Raw genomic sequence first — 23,401 nt, 5'->3', positions numbered from 1 at the left:
GGAGACCAATACCGCCGTGGCCGGTCCGGACCGGACCCGGGAAGAGTTGCTCTGAGAGCCCGTCATTCGCTTGCGCTCCGTTGTTCGCCGGGTCCGGATTCCGTTACGTCGTCATGGGCGGGCTGCCGCCCCTGTGGTGGTCAGCCGGCGGACGATGCGCCGCTGCTGCCCGAGGAACCGCTGCTGCCCGAGGAACCCGAGGAACCGCTGCTGCCCGAAGAGCCCGAGGAACCGCTGCTGCCGGAACTGCCGGTGTCACCGTCATCGCCACTGCCCAGCAGCAGATCGCGGATGCTCAAAAGCACCACGGGGTTGAAGGTGTTGGTCTGGTTGCAGAATCCGTAGCGGACCTGGCCACAGTTGTGGTCCAGGTTGTTCGACGTCGAGATGTTGGTGGAATCGCGCTGGAACGTGTCGCCCTCGTCGGCCGACGCGACTCCGCCGAACACCGCGGCGCCCACAACGGACGCCACGACAAATGCCGTCCGGAGAATCCCCTTCATTGGCTGCCTTCCCTTAGGGCGGCGCCCCTCGGCCGCCGCTGCCGCACCCAACCGGGGTCAAAGAGGGGAGGTAACGAAATCACGGCTTGGAATGGACCAATCGGGTTGAACTGACGCGAACCGCGTTGCTTCGCCCCCAGCGTCCCGTGTGCGGGCATGGCCCAGACGCCGGTGAGGAGGCCCTTGGGGTTACAGGCTGGGCAGGTCCAGGAACCCGGCGGCAACCGGGCAGGTGAGAAGTAGTCAGAAGGGCGCAACTACAGGCACCGTCGGGGTCGTTCAGGGCGGTGGCGAGGGCCGGGCCCGGTCGCAGGAATCACGGACAGGATTTCACTCTGTCTGTCGCCCAAGGGCGGTCGCGTTACGGCGACCCTGGCGGCGAAGGAGCGGGCGTCGGTGACGTCTTCGAGGGGCAACTCGTCGAGTCGGCCGCCGAGGTGTCCGAGGGGGGCGAGTCGGTGCTGCAGGCCTGCGGTCGAGAGGCAGGAGGGCGAAGGGGGCCCGGCCATACTGGCCAGAGCCCCCGTCGTGCTGTGTGGCGGTTTGGTGTCAGGGCTGGTCGCCGGTGTAGCGGTAGCTGGCTGCGGCGGAATCGACGTAGGGCCTCAATCCCCGCGAATGAGACACATGCGGCTTGAACCGATCGTCGGCATGAGGCCCGGACCAGGCGTCCGGACCTCATGCCGACGGCGAGGCGCTGCCACCCGGCCCGGTCGAAGGTCGCCTGCTGGCGCCGGACCAGGTGGTCTGGCTCGCCGTGTAGCAGTACGGCGGAGGTGCGGGGGCCAGGCGGACGTCCGCCTGGCCCCGAGCCCGCCCGAGCCCCTTCGTCGTCCGGCGCGCCGCACTGTGCGCTGGAAGGGGAATCCGCTGCGCCAAGGTTCGACGGTGTCGGCTGAGCGGGAACGACGTCCGGGATTCCCTATCAGGCAGGCCCTCAAGGAGCGGTAGGGACCACGGAGGGACCGCAAGGACAGGAATCAATCGACAAGGATCGTTCAAGGCCGACGCAGGCGCACACACCTGACCTGCAAGAACGCCTTGAATCGGCCCTGATCGGCAAGGACCGCCAAGATCCTCAAAGGACTCATAATCCGTCGGCCGTGGGTTCGAGTCCCACCCGCCCCACCTAAGTAGGCCCCTGACCTGCGGAAACAATCATTTCTGGCTGTCGGAGCGTCAACTTTTCCTGAACGGACTGAATCCGCTGCTCGTGAGTGTGGGGCCGGTTCGGTCTGCGTCAGCTGGTAGGCGCCTGACCTGCACGTATGCGCGCTGGTGGGTAGCTGGTGAGACCTGTTCTGGCGGGTCGTGCTGCGGTAGTGCCATGGATTGAGGCCATGTTGAGGCCGCTGGTAACGAGCACGGCGGTGTCGACGGGTCTGCGCTCCGGTCGGCGCGTGTGGGTCGAGGCGTTCGATGTGATGGTCGTCCGGGTTTGCGGCGCGCGGGAATGTAGGTCGTGGTGGGAGCCAGGAACTGCCCCGAGAGGAAACTGCCCTGAGCGATCACCCGGTCCTCTCGTGTGGTGCCCCGTGGTCCGTGTGGTCAGGACGTTGGGGCGGTCGAAGAGGGTCACGTCCAGCGGCTCAGGTGCGGACCGCCGACAGCTGAGCATGTTCCGATGTCCCGTCGCTGTCGGTGTGACAGCCGGCGGCTTCGACGACGCGTCTCAGATGGGTCACCTCCGCTCGCGCGGCGAGTACGGCGAGGCGCAGAGCGGTCCCTGCGCAGTCCTGTCTGCGGGAACGGACATGCCACGTTCAGGCATGCGGCAGGAGCTGTTCCACCTCGGCGGCCTGGCCGGTCTCGTCGAGGTCGGCGACGGCGAGGGTGCCGGGCTCGGGGGCGGTCATGCTGCCGGTCAGGTCGACGCCGGAGGCGCTGAGGCGGGCACGGAAGAGGGTGCCGAAGACATCCGTGGAGAAGCGCCCGAGGAAGCGGGTGGAGGTGCCGAGCCGGGCGAGAGCGACAGCGGTGTTGGCGGGGCCGCCGCCGGGCAGGGCCCGCAGCGAGAGCTCGTCGGAGCTGGACCGGGCGGGGTCGGTGAAGGCGTCGGCGACGCACTCGCCGAGGACGGTGATGCTGACGGGGGCCTGGGGTCGGGCCATGGTGACTGTCTGCCTCTCTCAGGAAGAGTCCGGGTGCGAAGGGCATCGGGATCGATGGCCTGATGCAGCCCTTGCGCAGGTATTGACATGCCGATCAAGACGGACGTAACTTCCCTGCCACAAGGAAGTAACGCGCGTTATTAAAGCGCGAAACCGGTGGCGGTGTCTCGCCTCCGGCCGACCGAAAGGGACTGGAAGTGGCCACGAACAGGACGCAGCGCGTGACCATGAGCGATGTGGCTCGCCGCGCGGGTGTCTCGCGGACCACCGTCTCCTTCGTCCTCAACGACAAGCCTGGCGCCGCCATCCCCGAGGAGACCCGTCGGCGGATCCTGGCGGCGATCGACGAGCTCGGTTACCGGCCCAACGCCGGGGCGCGGGCGCTGGCCGCGAACCGCAGCGGGTGGTTCGGGCTGATCACCGAGATCGTGACCGGCCCGTTCGCGGGGGAGGTGATCACGGGCGCGCAGAGCCGCGCCTGGGGTGACCGGAGGTTCCTGCTGATCGCCGCGAGCGAGGGCGACCCCGCCCAGGAGGCCGCCGCGCTCGACCAGATGCTGGAGCACCGGGTGGAAGGGCTGCTGTACGCCACGACCTGGCACCGCGCCGTCACGCTCCCGAAAGCTGTCCGGGAGGTGCCGACGGTGCTCGTCAACTGCTACGACTCGGCAGGTGAGCTGCCGTGCATTCTGCCCGACGAGGTGTCGGGCGGATACAAGGCGACCCGTCGGCTCCTGGACGCCGGTCACACCCGCATCGGGTTCATCAACCTCGATCCGGCGATCCCGGCCGCCATCGGCAGGCGCGAAGGGTACGAACGTGCCCTGCGCGAGAGCGGGATCACCCCCGACCCCTCCCTCGTCGTCCCCGGCTGGGCGACCGCCGACAGCGCCTATACCGCCGCCTGCGAACTGCTGGACCGCCCGCCCGGCGACCGGCCGACCGCGCTGTTCTGCGGAAACGACCGGATGGCGATGGGCGCGTACGACGCGATCAAGGAACGTGGGCTGCGCATCCCGCACGACGTGGCCGTGGTGGGGTTCGACAACCAGGAACTCATCGCCGCCTATCTGCGGCCGAAGCTGACGACGCTCGCCCTGCCCTTCGAGGCCATGGGTACCAAAGGCGTCGACATGCTCGCCGCTCTCGCAGCGGGGCAGCCGCTCGACACCCATCGGGTGACGATCGACTGCCCGCTGCTCGAACGCTCGTCGGTCTGACCACTAATCAGTCCGCCGAGGAATCCCATCCCGTCTTCGCCCTGTGTGTTGAAGAGAGGAAAAGAGTCTCCATTATGGCACCCTCCCGCATACCTTCACGGCGGCCCCGAGCCGTCCTGAGAGCGGTCACCGCGACCGCCGCCGCAGCCCTGGTCCTGTCTGCCTGTACGGGTGGCTCGGGCGCCGCCGGCGCCGGTGACACCTCCGGCAACCAGCTGCTCACCATCCCGCGCGAGGATCTGGCGACGTTCACGCGCAACTTCAACCCGCTCTCCCCGCAGGCCGCCCCCATGACCCTCCAGTCGGTCTACGAGCCGCTGGCGGTGCACAGCATGGCCGACGCCAAGGACACGCCGTGGCTGGCCACCAAGTGGGAGCAGGCCAAGGACGGCAAGTCCCTCACCTTCACGCTGCGCGACGGCGTCAAGTGGTCGGACGGCCAGGCGCTCACCGCCGACGACGTCGTCTACACCTTCGAGCTCCAGAAGAAGGTGCTCGGCGGCTTCGACTACCTCGACAAGGTCACCGCGGTCGACGCCCACATGGTGAAGTTCTCCTTCAACAAGGCGTTCTCGACCGCGTTCTACGAGATCAGCGGCCACTACATCCTGCCGAAGCACATCTGGTCCAAGGTGAAGGACCCGGCGAAGTTCACCAACCCGAACCCGGTCGGCACCGGCCCTTACACCAAGATCGAGAAGTTCCAGAGCCAGTCGTACGAGCTGCGGAAGAACCCCGACTACTGGCAGCCCGCGAAGCAGCAGATCGCCGGCATCCAGATGCTCGCCTTCTCCGGCAACGACAGCGCCAACATCGCCTTCACCAACGGCGAGGTGGACTGGACGCAGTCGTTCATCCCGGACATCGAGAAGTCCTTCGTCGCCAAGGACACGAAGCACAACCACTACTGGTTCCCGGCCACCGGCGCCATGATCAACTGGCAGCTGAACACCACCAAGGCGCCGTTCAACGACCCGGCCGTCCGCAAGGCGCTCAGCATGGCCGTCGACCGCGACCAGATCACCAAGGTCGCGATGAACGGCTACGCCGAACCCGCCGACTGCACGGGCCTGGCCCGTACGTACGACAAGTGGCGTGACACGTCGCTGGCCGCCTCCTGCACCTGGACGAAGTACGACAGCACCGCGGCGGCCAAGGCCCTCGACGCGGCCGGCTACGAGGAGAGCGGCGGCAAGCGGAAGCTGAAGAACGGCAAGAACTTCACCCTCGACATCTCCGTCGGCTCCGCCTCCTCCGACTGGATCTCGGTCGCCAACATCATCAAGCAGGACCTGGCGAAGGTCGGCATCACCGCCACCGTGAAGACGCCCGACTGGTCGGCGGTCTCGTCCTCGTACAACACCGGCACGTTCGACACCGGCATCGTGTGGAGCAACAACGGCGCCACGCCGTACGAGTACTTCCGAGGCGTGTTGTCGACCAAGATGGTGCAGCCGGTCGGCAAGCAGGCCACGGAGAACTACCACCGCTTCGGCGACAAGAAGGCCGACAAGCTCATCGACGCTTTCGCCGCCGCCACGGACGAGAGTGCGCAGCGCGAGCAGATGAACGGTCTGCAGGAGCTGTACGACAAGGACGCGCCCGTCGTCCCGCTGTTCACCGGCCCCGAGTGGGGCGCGTACACGGACGCCCGCTTCACCGGCTGGCCCACCGAGGAGAACCCGTACGCCACCCTCGGCAACCGCAACGGCAGCACGGTCCTTGTGCTCACGTCGCTGAAGCCCGTCAAGGGCTGACGCCGCCCGCGGACAGGCGGCCGCCCTCCTCCCCGGGTGGTCGCCCCCGCGCACCGAGCCACACGTTCACCCCCCCCACCGACAGGGAGCACGACCCGTGCGTCTGATCCTGCGCAACCTGGGGTTCTATCTGCTCGCCTTCTGGGCCTCCATCACCCTGAACTTCGTTCTCCCGCGCTTCATGCCGGGCGACCCGGTCTCCCGGATGTTCGCGCAGGCCCAGGGCACCATGCAGCCCGACCAGATAGCCCAGCTGCGGAAACTCTTCGGCCTCGACAACCGCCCCCTCTGGGAGCAGTACGTCTCCTACGTCAAGAGCGTCTTCACCGGCGACCTCGGCATCTCCATCTCCCGCTTCCCGACCCCGGTCTCCGAGGTGATCGGCTCGCAGATCGGCTGGACCCTGCTCCTCGGTGGCGTCGCGCTCGTCATCGCCGCCGTGCTCGGCAACCTGCTCGGCATCGTCGCCGCCTGGCGGCGTGGCGGCGTCCTCGACTCCGCCTTCCCGCCCCTGCTGATCTTCGTCGGCTCGTTCCCGTACTTCTGGCTGGCGATGGGCGCGCTGTACCTGTTCGGGGTGAGCCTCGGCTGGTTCCCCATGCGGCACGCCTACGACGTCGGACTGACCCCCGGCTTCAACGGCGAGTTCCTCTCCAACGTCGCCACCCACCTGGTGCTGCCGGCGCTGACCATCGTGCTGGTCTCCATCGGTGGCTGGATGCTCGGCATGCGCAACACCATGATCGCCACAGCGGCCGAGGACTACATCACCATGGCCGAGGCCAAAGGGCTCAGCCCCTCGCGGATCATGTTCCGCTACGCCGCCCGCAACGCGCTGCTGCCCTCCGTCACCAACTTCGGCATGGCCCTCGGCTTCGTCGTCGGCGGTGCCCTGCTCACCGAGGTCGTGTTCGCCTACCCCGGCATCGGCTACCAGCTGCTGATGGCCGTCCAGGGCCTGGACTACCCGCTGATGCAGGGCATCTTCCTGACGATCACGGCGGCGGTACTGATCGCGAACTTCCTCGTCGACCTCGTCTATGTCCGCCTCGACCCGCGCGTCCGCGTCCGCTGAGGAGGCTGCCGACATGACCGCCATCGAAATCGCCACGGCCACCACGCCGACGGCCCCCGCGAGTGCTTCCCGCCGGCGCGGACTGCTGCGCCAGCTCATCGACAGCAAGAAGGCGCTGACCGGGCTGATCCTGCTCGCTCTGTTCGCGCTGCTGGCCCTGCTCGCACCCGTCCTGGCACCCGGCGACCCGTCGCTCATCAACTCCACGGGCAGCCAGACCCCCTCGGCCGCACACTGGCTCGGCACGACCGCCAAGGGACAGGACGTGCTCGCCCTCACCCTCTGGGGCGCGCGCAGCTCCCTTTTCGTCGGCTTCACCGTGGGGCTCGTGGCGACCGCGGTCGCCATCGTCGTCGGCCTCGCATCCGCGTACTTCGGCCGCGTCGTCGATGACGCGCTGACCCTGGTCACCAACATCTTCCTGCTGCTGCCCGGCCTCCCGCTGCTCATCATCCTGGCCGCGTTCCTGCCGCCCGGGACCTCCACCGTGGTCCTGGTCCTCGTCGTCACCGGATGGGCGGGCTCGGCCCGGGTCCTGCGCGCGCAGGCCAAGTCGATCCGCGGCAAGGACTTCGTGGCCGCCGCCGTCGTCACCGGAGAACGCCCCCTGCGGATCATGTTCCGCGAGATCCTGCCCAACATGGCGTCCGTGGTGATGACCACGCTGCTCGGCTGCGTGATCTTCGGCATCGGTGCCCAGGCCGGCCTGGAGTTCCTCGGCCTGGGCGACAGCAGCGTCGTCAGCTGGGGCACCAACCTGTACTGGGCCAGCAACGACGGCGCGCTGATGACCGGCGCATGGTGGGCCTTCGTCCCCTCCGGGCTGTGCATCGCCCTCGTCGCCTTCGCCATCGCCCTGGTCAACTACGCGGTCGACGAGATCACCAACCCCAGGCTGCGCAACCGCCGTGCCCGCCGTGAGAGGAGGGGCTGAGCCATGGAACCCGTACTTGAGGTGAACGGCCTGCGCGTCGAATACCGCAGCGACGGACGCACCGTCGTAGGCGCCGACGACGTCTCCTTCTCCATCGGCGCCGGAGAGATCTTCGGCCTCGCCGGAGAATCCGGCTGCGGCAAATCGACCATCGCCAACGCGGTGATGCGACTGCTCAAGCCCCCGGCGGGAATCACCGCGGGCAGCATCCGCTTCCAGGGCCGCGACGTCCTCGCCCTGGACGCACGCGAGCTGCGCGCCTTCCGGTGGCGGGAAATCGCCATGGTCTTCCAGTCGGCGATGAACTCCCTCAACCCCGTCCTGACCATCGGCGAGCAGATCGTCGACATCTTCACCACCCACGAGCGGATGAAGAAACGGGCCGCGCGGGAGCGCGCCGGCGAGCTGCTGGAGCTGGTCGGCATCGACCCGGGAAGGCTGAAGGCGTACCCGCACCAGCTCTCCGGCGGCATGCGCCAGCGCGTGGTCATCGCCATGGCCGTGGCCCTGAAGCCAAGGTTGCTGATCATGGACGAGCCGACCACCGCGCTCGACGTGGTCGTGCAGCAGGAGATCATGGCGCAGATCCGCGACCTCCAGCGGGAGCTGGGCTTCTCCATCCTCTTCATCACCCACGACATGTCCCTGATGATCGAGCTGTCGGACCGCATGGGCGTGATGTACGGCGGACGGATCGTCGAACTCGCCGACGCCAAGGACCTGTTCGCGGGACCGCTCCACCCCTACACCGAGGCGCTGATGAACGCCTTCCCGCCGCTGACCGGCCCGCGCCAAGAGCTCACCGGCCTCTTCGACGCCCCGCGCACCGCCGACAGCTGCGGCTTCCACGTCAGCTGTCCCGAGGACCGCTCGGACTGCTCCATGAACATCCCCGACCTGCGCGAGATCGCCCCCGGCCGATGGGTGGCCCAGAGTGCCCAGGGAGGCCCCCGATGACCCAGCCCCTGCTGTCCGTACGCGGTCTGACCAAGGACTTCCAGGTGGGCACCGTCTTGTCCCGGCGCCGGGTCCGTGCCGTCAACGACGTGTCCTTCGACCTGCCGGCCGGCCGGATCACCGCCCTGGTCGGCGAGTCCGGCAGCGGCAAGTCCACCATCGCCCGCTGCCTCGCCCGCCTCGAACAGCCCTCCGCCGGACAGGTACTGCTCGACGGCGAGGACATCCTGCGCACCGAGCGGCGCCGGGTGTCACGGGCGTACCGCCGCAAGGTCCAGATGGTCTTCCAGGACCCCTTCGGCTCACTCAACCCCGTCCACCGCATCGAGCACTTCCTCACCCGGGCCCTCGTCCTGCACGGCCACTCCGCCACACCGGAGGCGCTGCGCGAGCTGGTGGAAACGGTCGGCCTGACCGAGGACATGCTCCAGTCCTACCCGCACGAACTCTCCGGCGGCCAGCGTCAGCGCGTCTCCATCGCCCGCGCGCTGGCGGTGGAGCCACGCCTCATCCTGGCCGACGAACCGACGTCGATGCTGGACGTCTCCGTACGCGTCGGCGTGCTCAACCTGATGCGGCGCCTGCGCGACGAGCGGAACATCGCCATGCTCTACATCACGCACGACCTGGGCTCCGCCCGCTACCTCGCGGACACCACGATGGTCATGTTCGCCGGCGAACTCGTCGAGGGCGGCGACGCGTTGGCCGTGATGGACGCCCCCGCCCACCCCTACACCCGCCTGCTGCTGTCTGCCGTACCCGACCCCGGACGGGCCGGCAGCTACGACCCCGTCGAGCGCGCCAAGCACCGCGAGGCCATCCTCAACCCCACGTCCTGCCCCTACGGCGAGGACGGCGCGTGCAGCCGCACCGAGTCCGTCCGCCACATTGTCGGCGAGAACGACGGACAGCCCCACTGGGTGCGCTGCCATCTGCGCGCACCCGCCTCCGACATCGCCCGCCGCGTCCTGAAGGCCACCGACCAGCCGGACGGCGAGGCCACCGACGCCACCGACGCCACTGAGAAAGCGGAGAACACCGCCGCATGACCCACGACCTCACCCTCCCCTCCGGCAGCCACACCGCCGAGGGGCCGGCCGAACGCGCCCTGCGCGACCCCCACCGCCCCCGCTTCCACTTCACCTCACCCGGCGGCTGGCTCAACGACCCCAACGGCCTGAGCCACTGGAACGGCGTCTACCACCTCTTCTACCAGTACAACCCGCTCGCAGCTGCCCACCACCGCATCCACTGGGGCCACGCCACCAGCACCGACCTCGTCCACTGGACCGACGAACCGGTCGCCCTCGTCCCCGGCACCACCGGCCCCGACCGCGACGGCTGCTGGTCCGGAGTCCTCGTCGACGACGGGGGAGTGCCCACGCTCGTTTACTCGGGCAGGCACGGCGAGCATGAACTCCCTTGCGTGGCCAGGGGATCGGCCGATCTGAGGTACTGGACGAAGGATCCGGCCAACCCGGTCATCACCGCCCCGCCGGAGGGCACCGACACCACGGCCTTCCGCGACCACTGCGTGTGGCGGGAGGGCGAGGTGTGGCGGCAGCTGGTGGGCTCGGGAATCCGGGGCGTCGGCGGAACGGCTTTCTTGTACGAATCCGACGACCTGCGCAGCTGGCGCTACGTTGGCCCCCTGCTGACCGGCGACGCCTCGCAGAACCGGGGCGAGCTCGACTGGACCGGCACGATGTGGGAGTGCGTCGACCTCTTCCGGCTCGGCGACGACGAGGAGGCCGGCAGCACCGACGCGCTGGTCTTCTCCGCCTGGGACGAGGGCACCACCCACCACCCTCTGTACTGGACCGGCCGCTACCAGGGCGACACCTTCACCCCGACCGCCCTCCACCGCCTCGACTACGGCGAACGCTACTTCTACGCCCCCCAGTCCACTCGCGACGAGCACGGCCGCCGCATCATGTTCGGCTGGCTCCAGGAGGGCCGGACGGACGAGGCGAACGCACAGGCCGGCTGGTGCGGCGTGATGTCCCTGCCCAGGGTCGTCACGCTCGGCACGGACGGCGGCCTGCACCAGGCGCCGGTACCGGAGCTGACCGAGCTGCGGCGGGAGCGCGTAGAGGTGACTACGGGCCGGCTGGCCGACCCGTACACCCGGCTGCCCGCCGTACGCGGGGACCAGTTGGACATCGAGACGACCCTGCGTCTCGCCCCCGGAGCAACCGCCCGGCTCGTGCTCCGCGAGACACCGGACGGCGCGGAACGCACGGTCCTGGAGGTGAGCAGGGCGCCCGACGGAGCGAGCGGCATGCTCCGCCTGCGCCGCGAGACCAGCAGCCTCGACCCGACGGTCGACACCGAACCCCGGTACGGCGAAGTGCCGTTTGGCCCCGACGGGCGGGTCGACCTGCGCGTCCTCGTCGACCACTCCGCACTGGAGATCTTCGCCAACGGGCGCGCCCTGACCGCCCGCATCTACCCCACCCGCCCGGACGATGCCGTCGGCGTCGGTATCGGCGCCGACGGCGACGTGGCCCTGGAGCGGTTCGACGCCTGGCAGATGGCGTCGGCCTTCACCGACGGACCCCGGCCGCTGTGGCCGTAACGGTCTTACACACGACCACGGCCCGCGGGGTGGACGTCCCCCGGGGCCGTGGCCCACCCTCCCCTGTTCTCCTCAGGAGCTGCCATGAGCGTGTCCCGCCGTACCCTGCTGCTCGCCGGAGGAACCACCGCCACCCTGCTGCCTCTCGGAGGCATCCTCCCCGTAGCACAGGCCGCCACCCCGAGCGCCGCCGAAGCGACCCCCGCCGCCACCCCGATTCCCGACCCCATCCCCGTCACCGGCACCTGGACCCGCACCTCCGACGGCGGCCAGAAGGTGACCGCCGGCCGTCGCGGGCCCGCCCTCGCCCTGTCCGAGCAGCAACTCGCGGCCAAGGGCACGTACGCGGCCCACGTCACGCCCCAATCCTCCTCCTCCATAGGCGCGTTGGTGTTCCGGGCAGCCCTCGACGGCTCGACCGGATACGCGGTCGCCCTCGACCCCGGCCGCGCCCGCATACGGCTCTACGACCTGGCCGGAGGCGACTCGATCGCCACCGCCCCACTTCCGGGCGCGCGGGTCGGCAAGCCCCACGACCTCGAAGTGGCGGTCGACGGCCCCGAGCTGACGGTGCGTGTCGACGGCAAGCGGCTCCTCCACACCGAGGACCACCGCCACGACACCGGCTCGGTGGGCCTGCTTGCCCAGGACGGCAAGGTCACCTTTGGCCCGCCCTCCCTCTCCTCGGTCACCACCAACCTCACCGGCTGGACCACGAGCGGCGGCACCTGGACGGCGAGTCCGCTGGGCTGGCGCGCGGCCCCGACCCAGGGAGCCACCGCCCGCGCCATCACCACGACCAAGACGTACGACACCGCGCTCCAGGCTGACCTGCTCCTGCACGACGCCTACGCCACCGCCTCACTGCTGGTGCGCACCGACGCCAAGGTTGCGCACGGCTACGGCGTCCAAGTCGACGCGGGCCAGAGCAGGCTGAGGCTCTACCGCATTGACGGCAACGTCACCCTCGGCACGTACGCGACCACCATCAAGGCCGACACGGTCTACCGCCTGCGCGTCGAAGCCGAACACGACGAACTGCGTGTGCACTGGCAGACCAACTTCCTCTCTCCCGACGGCTACAGCCCCGTCATCACCGCCCAGGACTCCACCCACACCAAGGGCCGACTCGCCGTCACGGCATCGGCCGGAGCGGTGTCCTTCGAGAACATCGCCGCGGCCGACCTCGCCACCGGCCTCCAGGGCTGGACGGCCCGCTCCGGCACCTGGACCCCCGACCTGCGCGGCATCCGCGGCGAGAACGGCCTGCGCACGGCCCCCTTCACGGACGGCGACCTGGTGGCGAGAGCCGACATCACACCCGGCGACCCCTCCTCCTCGGCCGGCCTCGTCCTGCGCGCGTCCGCGAACGGCTCCGGCGGTTACGAAGCCCGCCTGGAAGCCGGCCGAAACGCCGTCGTCCTGCTGGACCGCTCCTCCGGCACCCGCCTCGCCTCCGCCGCCGGCCCGGTCCGGCGCATCGCGTCCGGCGGCACCTACCGCGTCGAGGCCCGAGCGACGAGCAGGACGATCGAGGTGTACGTGGACGGCGTACGGGCGCTGAAAACCCGCGTGTCCCGCACCAAGGGAGCCGCCTTCGGCGTCGCGGCCGCGCACGGGACGTCGTACTTCCAGAATGTCGAGGTCCGCGGCACCGCCGACTACTTCACCGAGCCGTACCGCCCCACGTACCACTACTCCCAGCTCTCCGGCTCCACCAGCGACCCTTGCGGCCTGCTGCACCACGACGGCGAGTACCACCTCTTCCACCAGGACGAGGGCCGCTGGGCGCACGCGGTCAGCACCGACCTCGTCCACTGGCAGCCCCTGCCGATCGCCCTGCCCTGGAACACCTACGGTCATTGCTGGACCGGCTGCGTGGTCGTGGACGCCGACGACACCTCCGGTCTCTTCGACGGCGGCTCGGGCCTGATCGCCTATTACACGAGCCACCACCCGGACAAGCCGGGCGGGAACGCCAGCGTGCGCATCGCGTACAGCAAGGACAAGGGCCGCTCCTGGCAGCTGCACGGCGGCTCGGCCCCGGCCGTGCAGAACCCGGGCGGCCCCGACGCCGGCTGGACCTTCCGCGATCCGAAGGTCATCCGCGACGAGGCCCACGACCAGTGGCTGATGGTCGTCTCCGGCGGCGACCACATCCGTTTCTTCACCTCCACCGACCTCCTCACCTGGACCCAGGTCAGCTCCTTCGGCTACGGCGACTGGGCCACGCCCGGCGTCTGGGAGTGCCCCGACTTCTTCCCACTGCCGGTCGACGGCGACAAGGACAAGGTGAAGTGGGTCCTCACCCTGAGCACCGGTGCCGTACGCGCCACGAACGGCTCGGCCGCCCAGTACTTCACGGGTGAGTGGAGCGGCACCGGTTTCACCCCCGACCAGAAGGCCGGCACGGTCCTGCGCGCCGACTCCGGCCGCGACTACTACGCCGCCATGTCCTTCTACGGCCTGCCCGAAGATCGCCGTGTCTGGCTCGGCTGGATGAGTAACTGGGACTACCCCTTCAGTGCCCCGACCGGCGGCTGGACCGGCCAGCTGAGCACCCCCCGCGAACTGACCCTCACGGCCACCGCCGACGGTGTACGCCTGGCGCAGCGCCCGGTCCCGGAGTTGGCCACGCTGCGCACGTCGACCACGACCCGCAAGGACCTCGCCGTCGGTCCCGGCTCGGCGAACCCGCTCGCGGGAGTCCGGGGCGTCGCCTACGAGATCGAGGCCGAGATCACCCTCGGCACCGCGACGGAGATCGGCTTCCGGCTCCGGACCGACGACGCCCAGCACACGACGGTCGGATACGACGCCGAGGCGCGGGAGTTGTTCGTGGACCGCTCGGCATCGGGCCTGAGCGACTTCACGCAGTACTTCACGGGCCGCACCACCGCGCCGATGAGGACGACCGACGGCCGCGTGACCCTGCGCGTGTACGTCGACTCGTCCTCGGTCGAGGCATTCGGCGCGGCTGGACTGGCCGCCGTGACCAGCCTGATCTTCCCCAAGCCGGACGCCGACGGCATGGCCTTCTACGCCAAGGGCGGCACCGCACACATCGACTCCCTCAAGGTGCACAGGCTGGACAGCGCCTTCCGCCTGGTGGATCGGGTGAAGCCGCTGGTGGCCGCCCCGACCGGCGGTGAATTCCGCTCGGACTTCGGGAAGTTGACGATCACCCCCGGCGGCCGCTGGCCGACAGACAGCGCGGGCCGCGCCGGAACCTTTGACAAGGACTCCAACGCGATCTCGTCCCGCACGGCGGCGGACTTGGACCTCACCACCCTGGTCCGGCTCGGCGGCCCCGACCCGGACACGGGCGGTGCTCTCTCGCTCCTCTGGCGCGCCTCCTCCGACGGCGCCGATGCCTACTGCCTCAACATCGACCCCGACCTGCGCGTGATCCGCCTGGTCGCCAAGGCCAACGGCTTTTTCGACGACGGCGCCGCCCTCGCCCGCGTCCCGGCCCTGCTCCGCCACGGCACGACCTACCCGGTGCGGGTGCTGGCCGAGGGCGACCGCATCCAGGTGTTCCTCAACGGCATACGGATCATCGACGTGACGGACACGACGTACGCAGATGGCCACATCGCCCTGAATGTGTTCGGCGGGAGGGCGGCGTACCAGGACACCTACGCGCACGAGCTGTGACCGCTGGTCAAGCCGACAAGCAACCGTGACCGCGGAGACTCCGCCCCCGAGTATCCGGCGGGCGGAGCCTCCGCTGGTGCGAGGGTCAAAATGCTCAGGCGGAAACGGAGGCGCAAAGCCCTGGCGGCTTGCGCCTCCTCGTCGTCCGTCACCGACCGGGGCGAGCTGCGGGCAAAGAGGGCATGCGCGAGACAGCCCTGACAAGATCGCACTGTCTGTGGCCGCAGAGCCGGGTCGGCCACAGGGGCGGCGCATACTGGTTTCGGCAGCGCCTACGTTTCTGCCCATGCCTTCTACGCGACCAGTTCCACCCCGGCCCTCTGAAATGGAGCCTCTACGCGTTGGAAGGGAAATCCGCTGCGCGCGGGTTTCATTGCCGTTCTTGGGCTGGCGCGATCGTCCTCCATGCCTTCGGCGCGATCCTGTCCGGCCTCATTGAGGCCGAGTTGAGGCCGCAAGGACAGGAACAGACTGACAAGGGCTGACCAGCCGCAACATGGATAGCCGCATCTGACCTGCGGAAACGTCATGGATGAGCGTTGATCGGCAAGGGTCGCCAAGATCGTCAAAGGGCTCGCAATCCGTCGGCCGTGGGTTCGAGTCCCGCGCGCCCCACTTCAGCAGGGCGCTGACCTGCGGAATCGTTCATTTTTTCCTGCCGGATCGTCAACTTTGCCTGAACGGACTGAATCCGCTGCTCGCGACTTCGATCGTGTTGCCATCGGAGTTGGTTCGAACTTCTCTGACCTGCACAGACGTGATAGCCCACCACCGAGGCAAGCCGCCGCAAGTGGCCTGTGCGAGCGGTTGGACGCTGAATTCGGGACGCTGGCTGGACGCAGGTATTCGGCAGTGGCTGCCCGGCACCGTCACCTACGCCGTCCGGCTGTGGGTGGCCGGGCGCGTGCGGTGTGGCGGTGGGCCGCCGAGGCGCTGCGCAACGTCTGGCCCGGTGCGCTCGCGGACGTCGGCGAGGGTCACTCCAGGGGCGAGTTCGACCAGGGACAGGCCGTCCGGGGTGATGTCGAGGACGGCGAGGTCGGTGCTGATCCGGTGGACGCACGCCTGCCCGGTCAGCGGCAGCGTGCACTCGTCGACGATTTTCGGTGAGCCGTCCTTGGCGGTGTGTTCCATGACGACGACGACCCTGCCGGCGCCGTGCACCAGATCCATGGCACCACCCATGCCTTTGATCATCTTGCCGGGTACGGTCCAGTTGGCGAGGTCCCCGGCTGCGGAGACCTGCATGCCGCCAGAGATGCCCCTTCCGGTATGTCGGCGACCGCGTCGGCGGCCGAGGCCATGACCTTGTCCACGTTGTTTCGTGCCTTTCTCCCGGTGCCGGACGGGCGGTCCGGCATCGAGGTCTCGTCCGAGCCCGTTGGTGACCCCGCCCCTGTTTCCCGGACGTACGGCGTCATCGCCTGCGGCGGGCAGGAGGCAGAGGAACCGGAGCGACGCCCTCGACGACGGTGTTGCTGAGGGTTCCGATGCCCTCGACCGTCATGGTGACGTGGTCGCCGGGGATGAGCGGTGGGGGTTCCAGGGCGCCGTTGCGGCCCCAGAGTTCGGCCAGGCAGCCGCCGTTGCCGCAGGTACCGGAGCCGAGGACGTCGCCGGGTCGGATCCAGGTGCCGCGGGAGGCGTACGCCGCCATCTCCTCGAACGTCCAGGCCATGTTGGCCAGCCTGTCCCGTCCGATCGTCTCGCCGTTGACCTGGACGGTGAGGGCCAGGTCGAGGAAGCCCTCCGCGTCGCGGTGGGGTTCGAGTTCGTCGGTGGTGACCAGCCAGGGGCCGAGGGTGGTGGCGGTGTCCTTGCCCTTGGCGGGGCCGAGTTTGACCCTCATCTCGCGGCCCTGGAGGTCGCGGGCGGACCAGTCGTTGAGGATCGTGTAGCCGATGATGTGCTCGCGAGCCCGCTCGGGGGTCAGGTCCCGGCCGGCCTTGCCGATGACGGCGGCCACCTCGAGTTCGAAGTCGAAGCGGAGGCAGCCGGGTGGCACGGGTACGTCCTCGTGGGCGCCGATCGTCGCGTACGGGTTGGTGAAGTAGAACGCGGGCGCGGCGTACCACTCCTCGGGGACGGTGTCACCGTATCCCCGGGCGACACCCGCGACATGGCTCTCGAAGGTCATGTAGTCGCGGACGGTCGGCGGCTGGAGCGGCGGCAGTAGCACGACATCGGCCACGGGCACCGGCAGCGAGCCGGCCAGGGCGCGTTCTCCTGCGGCGCGCAGGGACTCGGCGCCCTCCACGATCAGGTCCAGCAGCTCGGCGGGGTACTGGAAGGGGTGGACATGGTCATCGGCGACAACTCCCGCCTGCCGCTTCCCGTCGTGTACGAAGGTCGCGAACTTCACGCTGCGCTCTCCTCTGTCTCGGTCGGGGCGGGGTGGAGCCAGGCGGGGCGGATCGCCAGGCATCCGGCGATGACGGTGCCGGTGTGCCGGGCGGGCGGGCCGCCGGAAGGGACGGCGGCTGCGCCGTGGACGGTGCTGGTGACCATGTTTCTCCTTGGCGGGTCCGGGGAGGCCGAGGCGATACGGCCAGGCAGTGGACCCCGGGGGCTGATGCGGCTCAGAGGCCGGGGCAGGGGCAGGCGAGGCCGGCCATGCGGCCGAACAACTGGGGTCCGTCGAGCGGAGGCAGTGAGGGGTCGAGCTCGCGGTAGACGGTGTGCACGTTGACGGCAAGGCGTTCGCTCTCGTCGAGGTCGGCGAAGCGTCCGAGGCTGATGTCACGTGCGGCCGCCTCGGCGGGCATGCCCGCGCCGAAGCGGGCGGTGGTCTGTTCGTGGACGTACGACAGGTAGTCGCGGACGGTGCGGACCGCCTCCTTCGTGGTGACCGGGCCGTGTCCGGGCACGATGATGTCCACGTCGAGGCTGAGGAGCAGGTCGCAGGCGGCGAGCCAGTTGGCGAACGGGCCGTGCCATATGACGGGTGTGGAACCGGCGAAGACGATGTCGCCGGCGTAGACGGTCCGGGCCCGCGGGATATGGACGATCGTGTCCCCGGCGCTGTGCGCGGGGCCCACGTCGATCAGACGGACCTCCGTCCCGCCGATGTCCAGGACCGTCTCGCTGTCGAAGACCCGGTGCGGAAGCACGGGGTGGATTGCCGAGTAGTCGAAGCGGCCGAAGATACGGCGGGCGAACCGTCCCGCGACGGTTTCCGCGCTGGTCAACGCCCGCATCTCGGCCGGGCCCACCTGCCGCATGTCGGTCAGCGAGCCGCGGGCCGCGATGATCTCGGCGTGGGCCACGAGCTGGTTGCCGAACCAGTGGTCGCCGTTGCCGTGGGTGTTGACCACGGTCGAGATCGGCGCGGCGTCGGTCACCGGCGCCAGCCCGTCGAGCATGGCCCGGGTGAGGCGCAGGTCGTAGAGGGTGTCGACGAGCAGGGACTCGCCCTGGCCGGTGACCAGCCCGGCGTTGCTCATTCCCCATCCGGCCGTACCCGCTACCCACGCATGGCAGCCATGGCCGAGGTCGATCCGGCCGGCTGGGGAAAGTACGGAAGCCACGCTGCCTCCTCCACGTCCCGAAGCGGAAAAATCGAGACTGAGATCCATTGATGGACTGGAGTCCACTCGTGGGGCGTAATCTAAAGAGGTGACTCGGGGAGGGTCAATACCTGCGCGTGCCTGTGCTGTACTGGGCCCATGACGATCTCTGAGGCGGGAGGCGCACCCGCACAGGACGCCCCACCCCTCGGGCGGCGCGAGCGGAAGCGGCAGCAGGTGCGCGACCAGCTCTACAGCGCCGCGGTGGGGCTGTTCGTCGCCCAGGGCTACGAGGCGACGACCATGGAGCAGATCGCCGAGTCCGCCGACGTCGCCCGAGCCACCGTCTTCAACCACTTCTCGCAGAAGGTCGGCTTCCTGGAGGAGTGGGGCGTCCGCCGCCGAGCCCGGGTCGCGGCCATCCTCGGCCAGGAGCATGCCGAGGACCTGCCGGTCGGCGACCGGCTGCGCCGCTACCTGGGGGAGATGGCCGACCTCAACGTCGCCTCCCGTGCGGAGACCACTGTCCTGATGGACGCCTCCGCGCGCTTCGGCCGCGTGTTGCAGGACCCCTCCTTGGAAACCGAACTCGCGAAGATCGTCGAGGAGGGGCGGAGGCGCGGAGAGATCCGGCCGCAGGTCGACGCCGACCAGGCCGGCGCTCTGCTGGCGTCCTGCTACTTCTCCTCGGTTCTGCGCTGGATCCGGGAGGAGCCGCCGCCGTTCGACCTGCCCGGTCGCCTCGGTGGGGCGCTCGACATCGTCCTGCTTGGCATCCTCGCGCATTCCTGACCGGCGTGGGGAAGCGGGACGGCGCCGCTGAAGCGGCATGACTTCCGCCCCTGCCGAGGGGGTGGTCGTTGGGGTCCCGCCGATGGCGGCCTCACCCGGCTCGCCGACGGTCTCGCGCCGCCACCTCGTTCCGGTGATCGGCGGACCCGAGGGTAGTTTTGGACTTGAGTCCAAGAATCTTTGCTTGAAGTGTTGACGGTCATGTGGCCCCGGCTTATGTTCAACCCGTCGATCGGGTAGCAAGCCGCGAAAGCCCGCAAAACGACTCTTCCTGCTTCATTTTCGTGCACGCCGGCGTCCTCCGGATGCGTGTGCCCCTTCCTTCATGCCGTTCCCGCTCCGTAACCGGGAGGTTCCCGTGCGCCCTCGTACCCCCCTAGCTGCTCTCGCCGCCGGTCTGGCGTTCGCCGTCACAGCGTGCGGAGGGGGTTCGTCCGAGTCTTCCTCCGCTGATGACGGCCCGATCGAGATCGGCATGATCACCTCGCTCACCGGTCAGCTCCAGACCCTCGGTACCGAGGGCCGCAAGGCCGCGGAACTGGCGGTCGAGCAGATCAACAAGGACGGCGGGGTCCTCGGGAGGAAGCTGGAGCTGACGGTCAAGGACGACAAGAGCCTGCCCGACCAGTCCGTACTGGCCTTCAACGGCTTCAAGGACCAGGGCGTGACTGCGGTCCTCGGCTCACCGTCCGCAGGGTCGGCGCTGGCCACGCTGCCCGCCGTGGACCGGGCGGAGATCCCGTACGTCTCCCTGTCTCCGGCCGACGAGCAAGTGGCGCCCGTCCACCCCTACGTCTTCGTGGTACCGGCCCTGGCCTCCGACTACGCCGAGCGGCTGTTGCAGTACTACAAGTCGGAGGGCGTCACCAAGCTGGCCGTGGCCTACGACACCAAGACCGCGTATCCGACCGCCGGTTACAAGGCGATGAAGGCGAAGGCCGGGGAGTACGGCATCAAGGTCGTCGCCACCGAGGAGATCCAGAGCACCGCGTCCGACTTCAGTGCCGTCTTCACGCACGTCAAGGGCACCGACGCCCAGGCGCTCGCGGTGTGGGTGACCGGCCCCGCCTCCGTCGTCCTGACCAAGCAGTACGCCGCCTCGGGACTGGACATCCCGATCGCTTTCACTGGCTCCCAGGCCAGCAAGCTGTGGCTCGACCCGGCAGGCAAGGCCGCCGAGGGCGCCATCGTCGCCAGTTCCATCGGCCTGGTCGGCAACACGCTGCCGGAGGGAGCGCAGAGAAAGGCCGTCGAGGCCGTCAACAAGCCGTTTACGCAGAAGTACAACTACCCGCCGCCGCAGTTCGCACAGGACGGATACACCGGTGTCCAGCTGCTGGCCGCCGCCATCGAGAAGGCGAAGAGCACCGACCACGAGAAGATCCGGCAGGCGATGGAGGAGCTGACGCTCACCACCCCGAACGGCACCTACCGCTACAGCGAGAAGGACCACTCGGGTCTGTCTCCCGACTACATCTCGGTCAACACCGTCACCGACGGCACGTTCGTTCCGACGGTCTGGTCGAAGAGCGAGTTGGAGAAGGTGGCCAAGTGACCGAGCCCCTGCTCCGGGTGAGCGGCCTGGCACGGTCGTTCGGCGGGGTGTACGCCGTGGACGGCGTCGACCTGACGGTGGACCGTGGCAGCATCCTCGGCGTCATCGGCCCCAACGGGGCAGGCAAGTCGACCCTGTTCAACCTGGTGAGCGGTCAACTGCCCGCCGAGCGGGGCGAGATCCGACTCGACGGACGACGCATCGACCGGCTGCCACCCCACCACAGGGCCCGCCTCGGGATCGCCATCGTCTTCCAGGGCGCCCGCACCTTCCACGGGATGAGCGTGCTGGAGAACGCGATGGTCGGCGCCCACGCCACCACCGGCGCAGGGTTCGCGGCTGCCGCACTCAGGCTGCCGCGCCACCGCCGGGAGGAACGCCTGATCGCCGAGCGGGCACACGAGGCGGTACGGAGGGTCGGGCTCGAAGACTGGGCGGACCGCCCCGCGGAACTGCTGCCGCTCGGGCAGCAGCGCGCGCTCCAGGTCGCCCGCGCCCTGTGCGGAGAACCCACCCTGCTGCTCCTCGACGAACCCGCTTCCGGTCTGCGGGCCGCGGAGCGGGACCGGCTCGCCGACCTCATCGAGCAACTGCGCGCGGACGGACTCACCATCATGCTCGTCGAACACGACGTCGCTCTCGTCGGCCGCCTCGCCGACCGTGTCACCGTCCTGGACCTGGGCAAGGTCATCGCCGAGGGCACACCGGACGAGATACGTACCGACCCGCAGGTCGTCACCGCATATCTGGGCACGAAGGCGGCGGCATGAACGTCTCGCCACCGTCCCCGAGCGATGTCGTCGAGGTACGCGACCTGGTGGTCCGCTACGGCGCGGCCACGGCCCTCGACAGCGTCTCGCTGCGGGTCGCGCCCGGTGAAATGGTCGCCCTCGTCGGGCCCAACGGAGCCGGCAAGTCCACCCTGGTCAACACCCTGACCGGGATCCTGACACCGGCCTCCGGCAGCGTGGAGGTACGGGCCAGGATCGCCCAGGTACCCGAGGGGCGGCAGATGTTCGGCGACCTCACCGTCGACGACAACCTGCGCCTGGGCGCCTGGCAGCTGTCCGGCCGCGGCCGAAGCCGCCGCAAGCAGCGCGACACCTCATGGGTGTACGAGCTCCTTCCCGACCTGGTGCGGGTACACGACCGGAAGGCGGGCGGGCTGTCGGGAGGCCAGCAGCAGATGGTCGCCGTCGGACGCGCTCTGATGAGCCGGCCGGAGGTCCTCGTGATCGATGAGCTCTCCCTCGGCCTCGCGCCCCTCATCGTCGCCGACCTCGCAGAGCACCTGACCGAGCTCAACCGTGAACAGGGCACGGCCGTTGTGCTCATCGAGCAGAACGCGCGGCTCGCCCTGGACCTGTGCAGCCGCGCCTACGTCCTGGAAGCGGGACGGATCGCCGCCGAGGGCGACAGCGCAAACCTGGCCGCCAGCCCCGACATCGCCCGGGCCTACCTCGGCGAGGCCCAGGGACTCCCGAGCCCACAGGACGCTCAGGACGACCCGGGTCCGCACGACCGGGCCACGGCCGACCCCGCACCCACGCCCGGCACTGCCAAGACCGCCCGGGGCAACCAGGACACCACCGTCCAGTCCGCGCGGGCCGCGGCACGGGAGGCGAAATGAGCGACTTCCTCGTCTACCTCATCACCGGACTGGGCACCGGCTGCGGTATCGCGCTGATCGGCAGCGGCCTGGTGCTCATCCACCGGGTGACGCGGGTGGTCAACTTCGCCCAGGGCACCTTCGCCGTCGTCGGGGCGCTGACCGCCATCTCGCTCCTCGACGCCGGCCTCCCGCACGGGCTCGCCGAACTGCTCGGGGTCGCCGTCGCCGCCCTCGTGGGGCTGCTCTTCGGCATGGTCGCCATCGGCCGACGGGGCACCTCGCCGCAGGCCGCGCTCATGGTCACCCTGGGACTGGGCATTCTGGCGTACGCCGTAGAGGTCATGCTCTGGGGGGACCAGGGCCGGTCCTCCGAGGGGCTCTCCGGTGCCGTGACCGTGTTCGGCGCTCGTATCCAGTCCCACTATCTGCTCATCATCGGCCTCACTGCGGCCGTCTTCGCCGCGATGGCCGTGCTGTTCGGCCGCACCGACGCGGGCAAGGCCCTTTCCGCGTGCTCCTCCAACCCGTACGCGGCCCGCGTCGTCGGGATCTCCGTCACCCGCATGGGGCTGATCGCCTTCGCCATCGGCGGCGCTCTCGGCGGTCTGGCCGGCGTGCTGCTGGCGCCCATGAACTCGATGGCCTTCGACTCCGACGTGGCGCTGATCATCAACGGTTTCGCGGCGGCGGTCGTCGGGTCCATGCATCACATCGGCCGCACCCTGGCCGGTGCGCTGTTCCTCGGAGTGGCCGAAGCGATGGTCGCGGGCTATGGAAGCGCCACGTACCAGACCGTGGTGGCACTGGGTCTGGTCCTGGCGCTGATGATCGGGCAGGCAGCCCGTACCCACAGCGTCGTGGCGGAGGCCGGATGACGCCTCATCAGTCCTCTGTGGGACGCCCGCTGCCCTCCGCGTACACCGGGCGTATGCACGCATGGGGCACCCCGTCCGTGCTCGATCCGTATCCGCCGCACCAGAAAGGCAGCACGACATGAGCGCCGTCACCTCCGGCCGTGACCGGGCCACCTCCCAGCCCCCCGGCGGCGCGGGGGGCACCGAGTCGTCGGACGCCCGAGGGCCACTCGGCTCCCGTTTCGCCGGCCGGGGAAGGCGGGCCGGCCTCGTCGCGGCCGGCGCGGCGG

Annotated in this window: 17 protein-coding genes and 2 pseudogenes; 13 read left to right on the top strand and 6 right to left on the bottom strand. The window is 69.4% G+C overall.

All coding sequences use genetic code 11. The features are described from left to right. Window positions 1-140: 140 nt before the first annotated feature. Together AWZ10_RS52695 and AWZ10_RS42240 are read right to left on the bottom strand one after the other, a co-directional pair. Window positions 141-461 (bottom strand): hypothetical protein, encoded by a 321-nt coding sequence (locus tag AWZ10_RS52695; RefSeq protein WP_167366042.1) that lies wholly within the window; start codon window positions 459-461, stop codon window positions 141-143. 1,835 nt (window positions 462-2,296) lie between these two features. Continuing rightward, window positions 2,297-2,614 (bottom strand): annotated as a pseudogene (locus AWZ10_RS42240) (PfkB family carbohydrate kinase); the annotation flags it as partial. 197 nt (window positions 2,615-2,811) lie between these two features. Between AWZ10_RS42240 and AWZ10_RS42235 the strand changes: the two are divergent. From AWZ10_RS42235 to AWZ10_RS42200, 8 genes are all read left to right on the top strand, one after another. Then, window positions 2,812-3,834: a LacI family DNA-binding transcriptional regulator gene (locus tag AWZ10_RS42235; protein WP_079104665.1), complete on the top strand. Its 1,023-nt coding sequence runs from the start codon at window positions 2,812-2,814 to the stop codon at window positions 3,832-3,834. Between the two features lie 74 nt (window positions 3,835-3,908). After that, a complete protein-coding gene (locus tag AWZ10_RS42230; RefSeq protein ID WP_060893771.1) occupies window positions 3,909-5,591 on the top strand; it encodes an ABC transporter substrate-binding protein in 1,683 nt (560 codons plus the stop codon). A 97-nt stretch (window positions 5,592-5,688) separates the two neighbouring features. Continuing rightward, window positions 5,689-6,666, top strand: a complete 978-nt coding sequence (locus AWZ10_RS42225; protein WP_060893770.1) for an ABC transporter permease — start codon at window positions 5,689-5,691, stop codon at window positions 6,664-6,666. A gap of 13 nt (window positions 6,667-6,679) precedes the next feature. Then, entirely contained in the window at window positions 6,680-7,600 is a 921-nt protein-coding gene (locus AWZ10_RS42220; RefSeq protein ID WP_060893780.1) for an ABC transporter permease, read from the top strand. Between the two features lie 3 nt (window positions 7,601-7,603). After that, window positions 7,604-8,557, top strand: a complete 954-nt coding sequence (locus AWZ10_RS42215) for an ABC transporter ATP-binding protein (protein WP_060893769.1) — start codon at window positions 7,604-7,606, stop codon at window positions 8,555-8,557. Continuing rightward, window positions 8,554-9,606 carry an ABC transporter ATP-binding protein gene (locus tag AWZ10_RS42210; protein ID WP_060893768.1) on the top strand — a complete coding sequence of 351 codons (1,053 nt, stop codon included), beginning with the start codon at window positions 8,554-8,556 and terminating at the stop codon, window positions 9,604-9,606. The genes AWZ10_RS42215 and AWZ10_RS42210 overlap by 4 nt, the downstream gene beginning before the upstream one ends. After that, window positions 9,603-11,135, top strand: coding sequence for a glycoside hydrolase family 32 protein (locus AWZ10_RS42205; protein WP_060893767.1), 1,533 nt, complete (start codon window positions 9,603-9,605; stop codon window positions 11,133-11,135). The genes AWZ10_RS42210 and AWZ10_RS42205 overlap by 4 nt, the downstream gene beginning before the upstream one ends. Before the next feature lie 84 nt (window positions 11,136-11,219). After that, window positions 11,220-14,792 (top strand): glycoside hydrolase family 32 protein, encoded by a 3,573-nt coding sequence (locus AWZ10_RS42200; RefSeq protein ID WP_060893766.1) that lies wholly within the window; start codon window positions 11,220-11,222, stop codon window positions 14,790-14,792. Window positions 14,793-15,665: 873 nt separating this feature from the next. Here AWZ10_RS42200 and AWZ10_RS42195 read toward each other — a convergent pair. The 4 genes and pseudogenes from AWZ10_RS42195 to AWZ10_RS42185 form a co-directional block, all read right to left on the bottom strand. Then, window positions 15,666-16,052: pseudogene (locus AWZ10_RS42195) on the bottom strand (CoA-transferase); the annotation flags it as partial. A 157-nt stretch (window positions 16,053-16,209) separates the two neighbouring features. Beyond that, window positions 16,210-17,154 carry a fumarylacetoacetate hydrolase family protein gene (locus AWZ10_RS42190; RefSeq protein ID WP_060893765.1) on the bottom strand — a complete coding sequence of 315 codons (945 nt, stop codon included), beginning with the start codon at window positions 17,152-17,154 and terminating at the stop codon, window positions 16,210-16,212. After that, window positions 17,151-17,300 (bottom strand): hypothetical protein, encoded by a 150-nt coding sequence (locus tag AWZ10_RS52020; RefSeq protein ID WP_159058559.1) that lies wholly within the window; start codon window positions 17,298-17,300, stop codon window positions 17,151-17,153. Before AWZ10_RS52020 ends, AWZ10_RS42190 begins: the two co-directional genes overlap by 4 nt. A 71-nt stretch (window positions 17,301-17,371) precedes the next feature. Further along, on the bottom strand, window positions 17,372-18,235 hold the full coding sequence (locus tag AWZ10_RS42185; RefSeq protein ID WP_244172743.1) for an MBL fold metallo-hydrolase: 864 nt from the start codon (window positions 18,233-18,235) through the stop codon (window positions 17,372-17,374). Window positions 18,236-18,457: 222 nt separating this feature from the next. Here AWZ10_RS42185 and AWZ10_RS42180 point away from each other — a divergent pair, with 222 nt between their 5' ends. The 5 genes from AWZ10_RS42180 (at window position 18,458) to AWZ10_RS42160 (ending at window position 23,132) form a co-directional block, all read left to right on the top strand. Beyond that, entirely contained in the window at window positions 18,458-19,090 is a 633-nt protein-coding gene (locus AWZ10_RS42180) for a TetR/AcrR family transcriptional regulator (protein WP_060893763.1), read from the top strand. Window positions 19,091-19,448: 358 nt separating this feature from the next. Further along, window positions 19,449-20,645 (top strand): ABC transporter substrate-binding protein, encoded by a 1,197-nt coding sequence (locus AWZ10_RS42175; protein WP_208618654.1) that lies wholly within the window; start codon window positions 19,449-19,451, stop codon window positions 20,643-20,645. Continuing rightward, window positions 20,642-21,415: an ABC transporter ATP-binding protein gene (locus AWZ10_RS42170; RefSeq protein WP_199845774.1), complete on the top strand. Its 774-nt coding sequence runs from the start codon at window positions 20,642-20,644 to the stop codon at window positions 21,413-21,415. Before AWZ10_RS42175 ends, AWZ10_RS42170 begins: the two co-directional genes overlap by 4 nt. Beyond that, complete coding sequence (locus AWZ10_RS42165) at window positions 21,412-22,275, top strand: ABC transporter ATP-binding protein (RefSeq protein ID WP_063809848.1); 864 nt, start codon at window positions 21,412-21,414, stop codon at window positions 22,273-22,275. Before AWZ10_RS42170 ends, AWZ10_RS42165 begins: the two co-directional genes overlap by 4 nt. Beyond that, window positions 22,272-23,132 (top strand): branched-chain amino acid ABC transporter permease, encoded by an 861-nt coding sequence (locus tag AWZ10_RS42160; protein ID WP_060893762.1) that lies wholly within the window; start codon window positions 22,272-22,274, stop codon window positions 23,130-23,132. Before AWZ10_RS42165 ends, AWZ10_RS42160 begins: the two co-directional genes overlap by 4 nt. The last annotated feature ends 269 nt before the right edge of the window (window positions 23,133-23,401 follow it).

The sequence above is a fragment of the Streptomyces europaeiscabiei genome (assembly GCF_001550375.1).
GTDB classification, from domain to species: Bacteria; Actinomycetota; Actinomycetes; order Streptomycetales; family Streptomycetaceae; genus Streptomyces; species Streptomyces europaeiscabiei.
The sequence above is the reverse complement of the archived record's forward strand: the minus strand, read 5'-3'. Positions and strand labels throughout refer to the sequence as shown.